General features: G+C 63.9%; 13 protein-coding genes. 9 read left to right on the top strand and 4 right to left on the bottom strand.

What is annotated here, in order from left to right; all coding sequences use genetic code 11:
- Positions 1-377: 377 nt before the first annotated feature.
- From ACW8PS_RS13390 to ACW8PS_RS13350, 9 genes are all read left to right on the top strand, one after another.
- Positions 378-1,703: a short-chain fatty acyl-CoA regulator family protein gene (locus ACW8PS_RS13390; RefSeq protein WP_491527981.1), complete on the top strand. Its 1,326-nt coding sequence runs from the start codon at positions 378-380 to the stop codon at positions 1,701-1,703.
- Positions 1,704-1,818: 115 nt separating this feature from the next.
- Entirely contained in the window at positions 1,819-2,205 is a 387-nt protein-coding gene (locus ACW8PS_RS13385) for a response regulator transcription factor (RefSeq protein WP_491527980.1), read from the top strand.
- Complete coding sequence (locus ACW8PS_RS13380; protein WP_491527979.1) at positions 2,202-2,474, top strand: hypothetical protein; 273 nt, start codon at positions 2,202-2,204, stop codon at positions 2,472-2,474. The genes ACW8PS_RS13385 and ACW8PS_RS13380 overlap by 4 nt, the downstream gene beginning before the upstream one ends.
- Positions 2,474-5,152 carry an ATP-binding protein gene (locus ACW8PS_RS13375; RefSeq protein ID WP_491527978.1) on the top strand — a complete coding sequence of 893 codons (2,679 nt, stop codon included), beginning with the start codon at positions 2,474-2,476 and terminating at the stop codon, positions 5,150-5,152. Before ACW8PS_RS13380 ends, ACW8PS_RS13375 begins: the two co-directional genes overlap by 1 nt.
- A 74-nt stretch (positions 5,153-5,226) precedes the next feature.
- Positions 5,227-6,216: a FliM/FliN family flagellar motor switch protein gene (locus ACW8PS_RS13370; RefSeq protein ID WP_491527977.1), complete on the top strand. Its 990-nt coding sequence runs from the start codon at positions 5,227-5,229 to the stop codon at positions 6,214-6,216.
- Positions 6,217-6,275: 59 nt separating this feature from the next.
- Complete coding sequence (locus ACW8PS_RS13365) at positions 6,276-7,100, top strand: fumarylacetoacetate hydrolase family protein (protein WP_491527976.1); 825 nt, start codon at positions 6,276-6,278, stop codon at positions 7,098-7,100.
- 236 nt (positions 7,101-7,336) lie between these two features.
- Positions 7,337-7,969 (top strand): DUF6778 family protein, encoded by a 633-nt coding sequence (locus tag ACW8PS_RS13360; RefSeq protein ID WP_491527975.1) that lies wholly within the window; start codon positions 7,337-7,339, stop codon positions 7,967-7,969.
- A gap of 40 nt (positions 7,970-8,009) precedes the next feature.
- Positions 8,010-9,212: an RSP_2647 family RNA methyltransferase gene (locus tag ACW8PS_RS13355; RefSeq protein ID WP_491527974.1), complete on the top strand. Its 1,203-nt coding sequence runs from the start codon at positions 8,010-8,012 to the stop codon at positions 9,210-9,212.
- Entirely contained in the window at positions 9,209-9,745 is a 537-nt protein-coding gene (locus ACW8PS_RS13350) for an RSP_2648 family PIN domain-containing protein (RefSeq protein WP_491527973.1), read from the top strand. Before ACW8PS_RS13355 ends, ACW8PS_RS13350 begins: the two co-directional genes overlap by 4 nt.
- Positions 9,746-9,885: 140 nt before the next feature.
- Here ACW8PS_RS13350 and ACW8PS_RS13345 read toward each other — a convergent pair whose 3' ends face one another.
- From ACW8PS_RS13345 to ACW8PS_RS13330, 4 genes are read right to left on the bottom strand one after another with little or no spacing between them, the layout of a single operon-like run.
- The gene (locus ACW8PS_RS13345; protein ID WP_491527985.1) at positions 9,886-10,572 is read right to left on the bottom strand and encodes a M48 family metalloprotease; all 687 of its coding nucleotides are present in this window, start codon (positions 10,570-10,572) and stop codon (positions 9,886-9,888) included.
- Between the two features lie 34 nt (positions 10,573-10,606).
- A complete protein-coding gene (locus ACW8PS_RS13340) occupies positions 10,607-11,200 on the bottom strand; it encodes a DedA family protein (protein WP_491527972.1) in 594 nt (197 codons plus the stop codon).
- Positions 11,197-11,544, bottom strand: a complete 348-nt coding sequence (locus ACW8PS_RS13335) for a hypothetical protein (RefSeq protein ID WP_491527971.1) — start codon at positions 11,542-11,544, stop codon at positions 11,197-11,199. The genes ACW8PS_RS13340 and ACW8PS_RS13335 overlap by 4 nt, the downstream gene beginning before the upstream one ends.
- Positions 11,541-12,725, bottom strand: coding sequence for a vWA domain-containing protein (locus ACW8PS_RS13330; RefSeq protein ID WP_491527970.1), 1,185 nt, complete (start codon positions 12,723-12,725; stop codon positions 11,541-11,543). Before ACW8PS_RS13330 ends, ACW8PS_RS13335 begins: the two co-directional genes overlap by 4 nt.
- Positions 12,726-12,728: the final 3 nt, after the last annotated feature.

The raw sequence follows: 12,728 nt of genomic DNA, 5'->3' as shown, positions 1-12,728 counted from the left end.
GGTGTTGTGCTGTGCGGGCCCCCCCCCCCCCCCCCCCCCCCCCCCCGCCGCTTTTTTGCTGATTGGCACCCGGTGGCCGGGGGCGGGCCAGATGTTCCCAGGGGCGGCGGGCGTTACATCTGTCGGAGCCTCCGGCGGGGATATTTACCAGCGCAAAGAAGCGGGCAGGGGGGAAGTGGTTTGCCGGTTTTTCATGTCGCAGGAGGCAGGGTTGTGGCGCTGGTCCATCTTGCAATGGTCGTGGTGGCGGGCGTGATTTTGGCAGGGCCTGATTTTCTGACTTTGGTTGGCTTGTAAAGATCGGCCCAAGGTTTTGACTGGGTTGGGATTTGTTGTTAATCTGGGGCGGTTGAACTGACGTCTGGAAGGCTGCTTTCATGCCACCAAAGACATCTGCACCGCGTCGTCATGCGCTGACCGGGAGCCGGATCCGGGAGCGGCGCAGTGCGCTTGGGCTGCGCCAAAGCGATCTGGCCAAGGCGGCGGGAATCTCGGCGAGTTATCTCAACCTTATCGAGCATAACAAGCGCCGCATTGGCGGCAAGCTGCTGCTGGATCTGGCGGGGGCGCTGGAGGTCGAGCCCGCGCGGCTTTCCGAAGGCATGGATGCCAGCCTGAGCGATATGGTGCGCGCTGCGGCCAAGGCTCCGCTGGCGCAGCTTGGACCGCCGGCCGAGCTGGACCGGATGGATGAGTTTGCCGGCCGTTTTCCGGGTTGGACCGGGGTGGTGGCGGCGCAGCAGAAGCGGATCGCTGATCTGGAGGCCGCGGTCGAGGGGCTGCGGGACCGGCTGGCGCATGACCCGGTTCTGGCCGGCTCGATGCATGAGGTTTTGTCGACCGTGGCGGCGGTGCGCGCAACTTCGGATATTCTGGTGCGTGAACCCGATCTGGATGCAAGCTGGCGGGCCCGGTTCCATCGCAATCTGCATGAGGAGGCAGAGCGGCTATCGGCCAGTGCCACCGCGCTGTTGCGCCATTTCGAGCGCACGGAAGCGCAGACCGGGCTGGTGGCGACTCCGCAGGAGATGGTGGAGGCGGCATTTGACGCGGCGGGGCATCATTTTGCGGCGCTGGAGACCGGCGGGGTCGCGGCCATCGGCGATGTGGTGGCGGCAATGGAGGGGTTGGGAGAGAAGGCGCGGGCCCTGGCCGAGCGGCGCCTGCGGCGCTATGCCGAGGATGCGGCCCGGCTGCCGCTGGCCCCTTTTCTGGAGGCCGCGTCGGCGGCGGATTTCGACCCCGGCGCGCTGCTTGATCTTGCCGGCGGCGATGTGGCTTTGGTGCTGCGGCGTCTGGCGAGCCTGCCCGAGGGCGGACCGGCGGCGGTGCCCGGGTTCGGCCTGGCGATCTGCGACGGGGCCGGGGCGCTGGTGTTTCGCCGCCGTATCCCGGCCTTTTCGATCCCGCGCTACGGGGCGGGCTGTGCGCTGTGGCCGCTCTATTCGGCACTGGCGCGCCCGATGGTGCCGGAGGTTGCGCTGCTGGAGCAGCCCGACGGGTCGCGGTTTCGGGCCTGGGCGGTGGCCTATCCGGTCGGGGTGGCGGCATTTGGCGTCCAACCGGTGATGCAGGCGACGATGTTGCTCTGCGCGATTTCGGACACCGAGGAGGAACAGGCGGCGCGCGCTGTCGGGCCGGGTTGCGAGCTGTGCCCGCGCGACAATTGCGCGGCGCGGCGGGTCGATGCCAGCCCGCACTGAACCGCGCGGTGACCAGCGCGCCCATTCCCGTCGACATTTCAAACAACCATTTGACAACGGCCGGGGCATCGGCAAGCTGGCCGGACACCAATATCAACTTCGGGGAGGGGCTTGATTGGGCGGCCGGGTTTTGCTTATCGAGGATGAGGTCAACATCTTCGAAGCCATCAGTTTCATCCTGTCGCGCGACGGTTGGGAGGTGCGCGGCCATGGCAATGGCGCGACCGCCCTGGATGAGATTGCCCGCACCAAACCCGATGTGCTGGTGCTGGATGTGATGCTGCCGGGGCGGTCTGGCCTGGATATTCTGCGCGATCTGCGCGGCGCGCCCGAGACCGCCGATTTGCCGGTGCTGATGCTGACCGCCAAGGGCCAGACCAAGGATCGCGACCTGGCGCTGGCGCTTGGGGCCGATGCCTATCTGACGAAGCCATTCTCGAACGCCGAAATGGTGGCGACGCTGCGTGATGTGGCCAAGGGTGGCCGCAGGCCCGCATCATGAACCGGCGGCTGTTTCTGGAGCGCCGCACCTATCGGCGGAACCGGTTGCAGGATGCGGCGCGTCTGGCCCCGGTTCTGGGGGCGTTCCTGTTCTTTGGTCCGGTGTTCATCCTGACATCCAATACCGGCGTCGGCGGTGGCACCGGCGGTTGGCTGGTCTATTTTCTTCTGGTCTGGGCCGGGCTGGTGGTTCTGTCGGCGGTGTTGTCGGCAGCGCTTGGGCAGGCCTCCCCTCAGGATCAGCCGTCGGATGAGGCGGAGGATAACTGATGCTCTCGCTGGACGGGTTGGTCGCCATCAGCGTGCTCTATGTTGTGGGTTTGTTCGCGGTGGCGTTTCTGGCCGAAAAACGCGCCGCAGACGGGCGCGCGCGCTGGCTGAACTCGCCCTTTGTCTACACCCTGTCCCTGTCGATCTACACCACCGCCTGGACATTTTATGGCGCGGTCGGGTCGGCGGCGCGGTCGGGGCTGGAGTTCATGACCATCTATCTAGGGCCGACGCTGGTTTTTGTCGGCTGGTTCTGGTTGCTGAGAAAACTGGTGCGGATCGGTCGGGCGCAAAGGATCACGTCGATTGCTGACATGATTTCAAGCCGCTACGGAAAATCTGGCGGGTTGGCGGCACTGGTCACGGTGCTGGCGGTGGTTGGCACCACGCCCTATCTGGCGTTGCAATTGCAATCGGTGACGCTGTCATTTTCGGTCTTTGCGCAACCGGGTGCCTTTGGCGAATTGGGCAGCGATGCAACCGCGGTCTGGGTGGCCGCGGGGCTGGCGCTCTTTACCATCATTTTCGGCACCCGGTCGCTGGATGTGAATGAACGCCACCCCGGTCTGGTCTCGGCCATCGCGCTGGAGGCGATCGTGAAACTGGCCGCCCTGGTCGCGGTGGGGCTGTTCGTGGTCTGGGGGGTGGCTGACGGGCCATCCGACATCCTGGCGCGGATCGAGGCCAGCCCGATATCGGAATGGACATCGAACGGGGCGCGTTGGGTCGGGCTGACCATGCTGTCGGCGGCCGCCATCTTGTGTCTGCCGCGCATGTTTCAGGTCATGGTGGTGGAAAATTCCGATGAACGCCACCTGGCGACGGCGGCCTGGGCCTTTCCGCTTTATCTGCTGTTGATGAGCCTCTTTGTTCTGCCCATTGCCGTGGTCGGGCTGGAGGTGTTGCCCGATGCCAACCCCGATCTTTATGTGCTGACGCTGCCGCTGGCCTTCAACCAGGATTGGCTGGCGCTGTTGGTGTTTCTGGGCGGGTTTTCCTCGGCCACATCCATGGTGATCATCGCGGCGCTGGCACTCAGCACGATGCTGTCGAACCATATCATCGTGCCGATCTGGCTGCGCGTTGCGGCCCGCGATGACCCGATGTCGGGCGATATGCGGCGCGTGGTTCTGATGGCGCGCCGCCTCAGCATTGCCGGCGTGCTGACATTGGGGCTGATCTATTACCGCGCCTCTGGCGGCACCGAGGCGCTGGCCTCGATCGGGTTGATTGCCTTTCTGGGGGTGGCGCAGGTGCTGCCGGCGCTTTTGGGGGGCATTTTCTGGCGCGGCGCGACCCGGGTGGGGGCGGGGGCGGGGATTTCCACCGGCTTTGCCATCTGGGCCTGGGTGCTGCTCTTGCCCAATGCCGCCACATCGGGGCTGATGCAGGGATTGTTGAGCGAGGGGCCATTCGGTATCGACTGGCTCAGGCCCGAGACGCCGCTGGGAATTACCGGGGCCGATCCGCTGTTGACGGCGATGGTGCTGTCGCTTGGGGCCAATCTGTTTATCTTCACGCTGGTCTCACTGGTGACGTTTCCGTCTCCGATGGAACGGTTGCAGGGCGCGCAATTTGTCAATGTGTTTGACCATTCGACACCCGCGCTTGGCTGGCAGGCCGGGGCGGCGGCGGCAGATGATCTTTTGATCATGGCGCAGCGGATCCTTGGCTCGGGCCGGGCCGGGCGGCTGTTTCAGGAGGCCGCGCGCGCGCAGGGCAGGGCCGCCAGCCTGCCCGAACCCAACCCCGATTTTCTGAAGATGCTGGAACGCGAGCTGACCGGGTCTGTGGGGGCTGCCACGGCACATGCGATGGTGTATCAGATCACCGGCGGGGCCAGCGTATCGGTAAGCGACCTGCTGGCCGTGGCCGATGAAACCGCGCAGATGATGGAATATTCCAGTCGGTTGGAACTGCAATCGAAGGAATTGACCCGGTCTGCCCGGCGCCTGCGCGAGGCCAATGAAAAGCTGACCGAACTGGGCGAACAAAAAGACGCTTTCCTGAGTCAGATCAGCCATGAATTGCGCACGCCGATGACCTCGATCCGGGCCTTTTCCGAGCTATTGATGCGCGATGAGGCCCTCGATGCCAAGACCCGGGCCCGGTTTTCCACCATCATCAATGCCGAGAGCATGCGCCTGACCCGGCTGTTGGATGATCTGCTGGATCTCAGCGTGCTGGAACATGGCCGGGTCACCCTGAATGAAAGCAGCGCCAGCCTGGCCGATGTGCTGGACCGGGCCGAACATGCCACCGGTGTGATGGAGGCGGGCGGGCGCATTGCAATCATCCGCGACAGAGCCGCCGAGGAGATCGCGCTGTGGACCGATCCCGACCGGCTGGCGCAGGTCTTTATCAATCTGATCTCCAATGCGCAGAAATACTGCGATGCGCAGGCCCCTGAACTGCGCATCTCGGTGCTGCGAAGCGGCCCCCATGTCGATGTGGAGTTTGCCGATAACGGGTCGGGCATTCCACAGCATCAGCGCCGCCTGATCTTCGAGAAATTCACCCGGCTGGAGACAACCCGCGACGCGCAGGGGGCCGGGCTTGGCCTGGCCATCAGCCGCGAGGTCATGGCCCGTCTGGGTGGTGGTTTGACCTATGTGCCGGGCCGGGGTGGCGCTGCGTTTCGGGTCCGGCTGCCGGCGCGTGCCCTGAGCGCCGCTTGACGAATTCTTAACCTTGCCCTTGGCATAACCATATGAAAGCGGCCCAAAGCGCGGCCCTTTGGGAAAGGTGAACCATGGCGCAAAGCGGCTTTAATGCAGCGCTGGTCCGAAAATTGCAGATATCGGGCGCAGGGCCTGCGCGCAATCTGCTGCGGCCCGCCGATCTGGGCGGTGCGCTGCTGCGCGCGTTGCGCCAGGCGGGGGCCCCTTATGACGGCCTGAATGCAGAGGTGGACCCGCAAGACCCGCATTGGGATATCGGCCTGGCCGAGGTCAAGGCAGCCCTGCCGGAGCGCCGGTTGATGGCCGTGCTGGAAGGCCCCGGAGATATCCGCGCGCTATGCGTGCTGGAAAGCGGTGTTGTCGATGCGCTGGTCGAGGTGCAAACCACCGGCAAGGTAGATACCAGCCCGGCATTGCTGCGTGAAACCACCCGGATCGACGCCGCCCTGACGCGTGATTTCATCGGTCTCTTTCTCAGCGCGTTTGCCGCTGAAATGACCGGCCAGCCCGGCGTCAACTGGCCGCTTGGCCTGACCTATGGCACCTGCCTGAGTGATGAGCGCCAGCTTGACCTGTTGTTTCCTGATCGGCCCTATCACCTGATCGGTGCCGGCCTGACGCTTGGCGGCGGGGCCAAGACGGGCCAGGTGATGCTATGTGTCCCGGTCACGCAGGATGGCGTCCTGCAGGTCGATGACGGGTCCGGCGACCGGCTGGCCTGGGCCCGGATCTGGCCCGCGATTGCGGCAGAAGCCCCGGTGGCGCTGGAGGCTGTCTTGATGCGCCAGACCATGCCACTGGCGCGGCTTCAGGCCCTTGAGGTCGGCGATATTTTGGAATTTGATCGCGCCGATCTGACGGATATGCGCGTTTCGGATGTGACGGGAAAACCCATCTTGCACGCCCGGTTGGGGTGCAAATCGGGCAAGCGCGCGATCTGCCTGATGCCGGGTGCGGGCCTGCCGCCGGCACGAAAACCGCCGCCCGCGCCGGTTGCTGACGCGGCTGAAAAAACCCCGGCTGAGGCGTTGATTGACGCAGCCATGCCCGGACCGGCTTGACCCTCCTGGTGGCTTGGGTCTTTCTGGTCTGACTATCAGCCATAATGGGGAAATGTGTCATGAAGTTTCTGCGATACGGGGAAATCGGTCAGGAAAAACCGGGCGTTCTGGACGATGATGGCGTGTTGCACGACCTTTCGGATCAGGTTGACGATCTGTCGGGCGCGGTCCTCGGACGGCTTTCGGAGCTGACCGCCGACGGCCCCGTTGTGACCGGCAATCCCCGGTTTGGCACGCCGGTGGCGGGGACTGCCAAGATGATCTGTATCGGGCTCAACTATTCCGATCACGCGGCTGAAACCGGATCGACCCTGCCAAAGGAACCGATGATTTTCATGAAGGCCACATCGGCGATTTGCGGGCCGAATGACACCATCGAATTGCCACGCGGATCGACCCATACCGATTGGGAGGTGGAGCTTGGCATCGTCATTGGAAAGCCCGCGAAATACATCACCGAAGATCAGGTAATGGATCATATCGCAGGCTTTGTGGCGGTCAATGACGTCTCTGAGCGCGACTATCAGAAACGGCGTGCGGGTCAGTTCACCAAGGGCAAAAGCTGTGACACCTTTGGCCCGGTCGGCCCCTGGCTGGTCACCCCCGATGAGATCGCCGACCCCCAGAACATGAGCCTGCGCCTGAGTGTGAATGGCCAGATCATGCAAGACGGAAACACGCGCGACATGATCTTTGGCGTGGCCCATTCGGTCGCCTATCTGAGCCAGTTTTTCACCCTTCACCCCGGCGATATCATCGCCACCGGCACGCCAGCCGGCGTTGGTGCGGGCATGAACCCGCCCAGGTTTCTGGCTGCCGGTGACGAGGTGATGCTGGAGATCGAGGGGCTTGGCCAGCAGCGCATGAATGTGGCGCAAGGTTGACGCATTTGCGCCAGGCCATTGTTGCGGAAAGATGCTTAATTCGGTGAAAACAAGCGTATTGCGCGGCGATGATCTTGCCATAATTTGCGCAGCCCTTGCCTCGAATTTGCACAAAATGGCCCCGGCAATGCACCGGGGGTTTCGTTATTCCGCCCGATTTCAGAGCCATTCTAGGGGTATCGAAAAACCAGATAGCTCGTGAAACCAATAACAATCTGCGGGCAGGAGAGATGAGCATGAAACGTTTTACAATCGCATTTCTGGGCCTCGCCGCATTGGGCGTTTCGGCCTGTGCCAGCCTTCCCCAGATCGACGTGACCCAGGATCTTCCCGCCATGGGCGCGCTGCCGACCAGTGTTGTCAGCGCCAATTGGCAGATCCAGGAGATCGTGATCGACGTCCCCGAAACCCTGACCGTGTCCGAGTCGAACCGCATCAAGCCGCGGTCCGATATCGTATGGCGCGAAGACCCGATCGGCGACCGCTACGCACAGGTTCAGGCGCTTATGGCTGAGGCCATGGAATTTGCCCTGCGCCCGATGGACGGCACCACGCCGGTGATTGTCGAGCTTGAAGTGACCCGCTTTCACGCGCTGACCGAACGCGCCCGATATACCATTGGCGGCGAACATGAGATCGAGTTCCTGTTCACCGTGCGCGATGCCGTAACCGGCCAGGCCCTGACCGGGCCGCGCAATATCGACCTGACCTTCCGCGCCTTGGGTGGCCAGCGCGCAATCGAATCGGAACGCAACGGCGTCTATCAGCGTGACCGGATCCAAAGCCAGATCATCGGATGGGCGCGCCAGGAATTCGGGCTTACCCCTCCGGCCGCACCGGCCGCACCGGGTGGACAATTCCTGTCCTGACCCGTTTGCAAGGTCACTGAAACCCGGTAAGGGGGGTGCCATGACAGCACCCCCCTTACCCGTTTTGCGGCTGAAACCCAAAGCCGATGCCCGCCGAATCCGCCATGGCCACCCCTGGGCCTGGGGCGATGAACTTGTCCTCGACCGCCGCTCCAAGGCGGTGCCGCCGGGGGCTCTGGCCGTTCTGGAAGATGGCGAACGGGTGCCGATTGCGATCGGCGTGGCAACCGTGGCTGGCAAGATCGCGTTCCGGGTGCTCGACCGCACCCCCGATGCCGTGATCGATGCCACCTGGCTGCGCGCCCGCCTGGGCGCCGCCCTGGCCCTGCGCGACCGGCTTTTTGATGCGCCGTTTTACCGGCTTGTCCATGCCGAAGGCGACGCGCTGCCGGGGCTTGTCATCGACCGGTTTGACGCCACGTTGGTGATTCAGCCCAATGCAATCTGGCTGGAGGACCGGCTGGACCAGATCGCCGATATCCTGACCGATCTGACCGGGGCCAGCTGCCTGATCAAGAACGGGCAAAGCCGGGCCCGCGCGCTGGAAGGCCTGCCTGAGGATATGGCCATCCTGCGCGGCACCGCGCCCGCAGCCCCGATCCCGGTTGTGATGAACGGGGCCACTTATCTGGCCGATGTCACGGGCGGGCAGAAAACCGGCATTTTCTACGATCAACGACCCAATCAGGCCTTTGTGGCCCAGATGGCGCGCGGGGCATCCGTGCTTGATATCTTCGCCCATGTCGGCGGCTTTGGTCTGGCGGCCCTTGCGGGCGGGGCGGTAGAGGTGCTGGCGGTCGATGCCTCGGATGCGGCCTTGGAGCTTGCCACCAGGGGCGCGGCCGGCATGGGCGTGTCGGATCGGTTTTCCACCCGCGCCGGTGATGCGTTCAAGGTGATGGAAGGGTTGGTGACTGACAAGCGCCGCTTTGACATCGTCATCGCCGATCCGCCCGCTTTTGCGCCGGCAAAGCCTGCGCTGACGGCGGGGTTGCGCGCCTATGAACGGGTCGCCCGGCTGGCGGCGCAACTTGTCGAACCGGGCGGCACGCTGATGCTGTGTTCATGCTCGCACGCTGCCGATCTGGGCAAGTTTCGCGCCGCCTGCCTGCGCGGCATCGGGCGGGCGGGGCGTGATCCGCGCCTGATCCATACCGGCTTTGCCGGGCCCGATCATCCGCAGCACCCGGGCCTGACGGAAACCGGATATCTCAAGGTGCTGGGTTTCCGTCTCTTGCCATGATCGCGGTTCTGGATACTTGCGTGCTCTACCCGACGGTGTTGCGCCAGATCCTGTTGGGCGCGGCGCGGGCCGGGTTGATCCAGCCCTTATGGTCGGCGCGCATTTTTGAAGAATGGCGGCGCACCGCCGAACGTCTGGTGCCCGGTGACGGCATCTTTGCCAGTGGTGAAATGGCGCGGATGCGGGCCACCTGGCCAGAGGCGGAAATCGCCGCCGACCCAGAAACGGAGGCCGCGCTCTGGTTGCCTGATCCCGGTGATATCCATGTGCTGGCAACCGCGATCAAGGGCGGTGCCGCGACCATCATCACCCTGAATCTCAGAGATTTCCCGCCGCGCGAACTGGTCGGCCATGGCATCACGGCGCGCCATCCAGATGCCATTCTCTACGCGCTGTGGCAAAGCCATCCCGCCGCAATCACCGAAATCGTCGACAAAGCCTATGAGGCAGCCCGCCCGCATACCGATCTTTCGTTGCGCGCCCTTCTCAAACGCGCCCGCCTGCCGCGCCTCGGCAAGGCCCTGACGCGCTGATCCCGGCTTCTTTGCGCTTCAAATATCCATTCCGAAACTGGACTTCACAGAACTGCCGTGGCCTTTGGAACTGCCGCCGCGCGCCCGCAGGGCGCGCGGCCCGGATCGCCCGCACCAGCGGGCGACACCGGCTTTCACGCTCATGCCTCGGCCCATCTGGCTTCCAGCGCCTCGATCGCCGCGATCCGGTCAGCGGTTTTCGGGTGGCTCATCAACCAGGCCGGGGCACCGCGCCCGCCCATGCCGGTCAGCCGCTCCAGCTTGGTAAAGAGCGACTTTTGCGGCCCCGTCCCGATCCCGGATTTCATCAACAGCGCGGCGGCATAGGCATCGGCCTCATATTCATCCTTCCGGCTCAGCCGGGCGGCCAGAATGGAGGTCAGAACCCCGGCAATCCACGGCCCGATCCAGGGAATGAACCGGCCCAGGATGGTGGCCAACACGGTGCGAATGGCATTCTGCCCTGAAAAATCAATCATCCGGCGGCGCGAATGGCCCAGGGCTACATGACCCAATTCATGCGCAATGACGCTGGCCATTTCTTCGCCCGTCACGTCGCCTTTGCGGTATTTCTCATAAAAGCCGCGGGTCAGAAAGATCCGGCCATCGGGGGCGGCCAGACCATTGACCGGATCGACCTCGTAAAGATAGACCCGGATACGGCTGACTTCCAACGCCGCCGCCATGCGCGCACAAAGCGCGCGCAGGGCGGGGTCGGCCAGTTCGCTCGACTTTTCATCCAATTCGCGCCGGGTGCGCCAGGCTGAGAAGTGATACATGCCAAGCCCGTAGAGGATGGCCAGCAGAATTGGGGTCAGACGCAGGATCATAGTTCAGATATGGGGCGCGGGCCGTGGGTTCTCAAGCGTTTTTACGGCCGCGCCGCGCCAAAGCGGATTTCAGGTAGACCGCCATCGCCACCAGCACCGCCAGCGCCGCCAGAAAGCCCGAGGCATTGCCCAGAATATCGGCCAGCGCCACCAGATCATCGGCGAAACGCATGCCCAGACCAACATATAAGACCACCCACACGACTTCTCCGGCGGCCCCCGCAATCACGAACATCCGCCAGTTCTGCGCGGTCAGGCCGGCGGCGAAGTTCATGTAGGGCCCAAGCGGAGCAAACAGCCAGCGGCTGAGAAAGACGGCAACAAATCCGCGTCTGGCAAGAAACGCGCTGGCCCGTGCCATGGCGGGGTTGGCGGCAATCCGGGTCGGCAAGCCGCGTCGCCCGGCGCGTGCCAGGGCGTATCCGGCCTGATCGCCCAGAACCGCCCCGCCAAAGGCCCCTGCCATCACCTGCCAGGCGACCAGATCGCCCACAGCCACGAACCCGCCCGCGGTCAGCATGAAAATCGAGGCCGGAACCGGCAGCGCCAGACAGGACAGAAAGGTTGTGAGCGCCAGCAGCCAGACGCCATATTGCGGCACCAGTGCCAGCGCGGCCTCCATCATTGGCCCCCGGCCCTTGCGGCTGCTATTGCAGCCTCGATTGCGGCGACCAGATCGGCGCGGTCTTGCCCCGACGCCCGTGCAATCTCATCAAGTGGCATCCAGTGCGGGCTGGAATCGTCCAGACCCAGTGCCGCCCGGATGACATCCATATCCACCCCGTAGGATTGCGCGATATAGCCCGGCGTCATCCAGCCCGCGATGGGTTGATCCTGATGCGCGGGGTCGCTCCAGTAGACCCACCGCATCGTCATTCTGGTGCCAAAAAACGCAACCGCGACCAGGGCCAGCATGAACACCAAAAGGGCGGCGCGGTGCTGGCGCCAGAGAAACCGCAGGGCTTTCATCGGCTCAGCACCCGCATGCCCGCATCAATGCCCGCCAGCGTCATAGGCACCATTGCGCCCTGAAAGATCTCGGCGATCATGGTGATGGACTGGGTATGGCACCAATGGTCGCGCGGGGTCGGGTTGATCCACAGGTGGTCGGGCCATTGCGCGCGGGCGCGTTCCAGCCAGACCTGGCCCGGCTCGGCGTTCCAATGTTCATTGGCACCGCCGGGAAAGGCGACCTCATAGGGTGACATCGACGCGTCTCCGACGAATATGCATTTGTAATCAGGCCCATAGGTATTGAACACATCAAGGGTCGGGATCTGTTCACTCCAGCGCCGCCGGTTGTCGCGCCAGACCCCTTCATACAGGCAATTGTGGAAATAGTAATGTTCCAGATGCTTGAATTCGGACCGCGCGGCGCTGAACAGCTCCTCGACCACCTGGACATGGGCATCCATCGAGCCGCCAACATCGAGAAACAGCACCAGTTTCACCGCATTATGCCGCTCGGGCCGGGTTTTCACGTCGAGATAGCCCTGTTCGGCGGTGGCCCGGATGGTGCCGTCAAGGTCCAGTTCCTCATGCGCGCCGGAGCGGGCCCATTGGCGCAGGCGTTTCAGCGCCACCTTGATATTGCGGGTGCCCAGTTCGACGCTGTCATCGAGATTTCTGAATTCGCGCTTGTCCCAGACCTTGACCGCGCGCTGATGGCGGCTTGTCTGCTGGCCGATACGCACGCCTTCGGGATTGTAGCCATAGGCCCCAAAGGGCGAGCTGCCCGCGGTGCCGATCCATTTTCCGCCGCCCTGATGGCGCCCCTGCTGATCCTTGAGCCGCTCGCGCAATGTCTCCATCAGCTTGTCGAAGCCGCCAAGCGCCTCGATCTCGGCGCGTTCTTCCGCGCTCAGGTGTTTTTCGGCCAGTTTCTTCAGCCATTCGGCGGGGATGTCGGCGGCCTCCAGCACCTGATCGGGGGTGATCGCCTCCAAGCCCTCGAAAGCATGGGCAAAGGCCCGGTCGAAGCGGTCAAGGTGGCGTTCATCCTTTACCATCGCGGCGCGCGCGAGGTAGTAGAACCCGTCAATGTCATAGGTCACCAACCCGGCGCTGACGCCCTCCAGAAAAACCAGATATTCGCGCAGGCTGACCGGGATGCGGGCTGCGCGAAGGGTTTGGTAGAAGGGCAGGAACATCAG

It is taken from the genome of Alterinioella sp., assembly GCF_058343375.1.
Note: the sequence above shows the minus strand (reverse complement) of the source record. Positions and strands in the feature narration are given on the sequence as shown.

What these genes read in the sequence shown, in the direction of transcription:
- ACW8PS_RS13390 (WP_491527981.1), top strand. Translation starts at nt 378, where the DNA reads ATGCCACCAAAGACATCTGCACCGCGTCGTCATGCGCTGACCGGGAGC.
- ACW8PS_RS13340 (WP_491527972.1), bottom strand. Translation starts at nt 11,200, where the DNA reads ATGATGGAGGCCGCGCTGGCACTGGTGCCGCAATATGGCGTCTGGCTG.
- ACW8PS_RS13380 (WP_491527979.1), top strand. Translation starts at nt 2,202, where the DNA reads ATGAACCGGCGGCTGTTTCTGGAGCGCCGCACCTATCGGCGGAACCGG.
- ACW8PS_RS13370 (WP_491527977.1), top strand. Translation starts at nt 5,227, where the DNA reads ATGGCGCAAAGCGGCTTTAATGCAGCGCTGGTCCGAAAATTGCAGATA.
- ACW8PS_RS13365 (WP_491527976.1), top strand. Translation starts at nt 6,276, where the DNA reads ATGAAGTTTCTGCGATACGGGGAAATCGGTCAGGAAAAACCGGGCGTT.
- ACW8PS_RS13355 (WP_491527974.1), top strand. Translation starts at nt 8,010, where the DNA reads ATGACAGCACCCCCCTTACCCGTTTTGCGGCTGAAACCCAAAGCCGAT.
- ACW8PS_RS13330 (WP_491527970.1), bottom strand. Translation starts at nt 12,725, where the DNA reads ATGTTCCTGCCCTTCTACCAAACCCTTCGCGCAGCCCGCATCCCGGTC.
- ACW8PS_RS13350 (WP_491527973.1), top strand. Translation starts at nt 9,209, where the DNA reads ATGATCGCGGTTCTGGATACTTGCGTGCTCTACCCGACGGTGTTGCGC.
- ACW8PS_RS13335 (WP_491527971.1), bottom strand. Translation starts at nt 11,544, where the DNA reads ATGAAAGCCCTGCGGTTTCTCTGGCGCCAGCACCGCGCCGCCCTTTTG.
- ACW8PS_RS13360 (WP_491527975.1), top strand. Translation starts at nt 7,337, where the DNA reads ATGAAACGTTTTACAATCGCATTTCTGGGCCTCGCCGCATTGGGCGTT.
- ACW8PS_RS13375 (WP_491527978.1), top strand. Translation starts at nt 2,474, where the DNA reads ATGCTCTCGCTGGACGGGTTGGTCGCCATCAGCGTGCTCTATGTTGTG.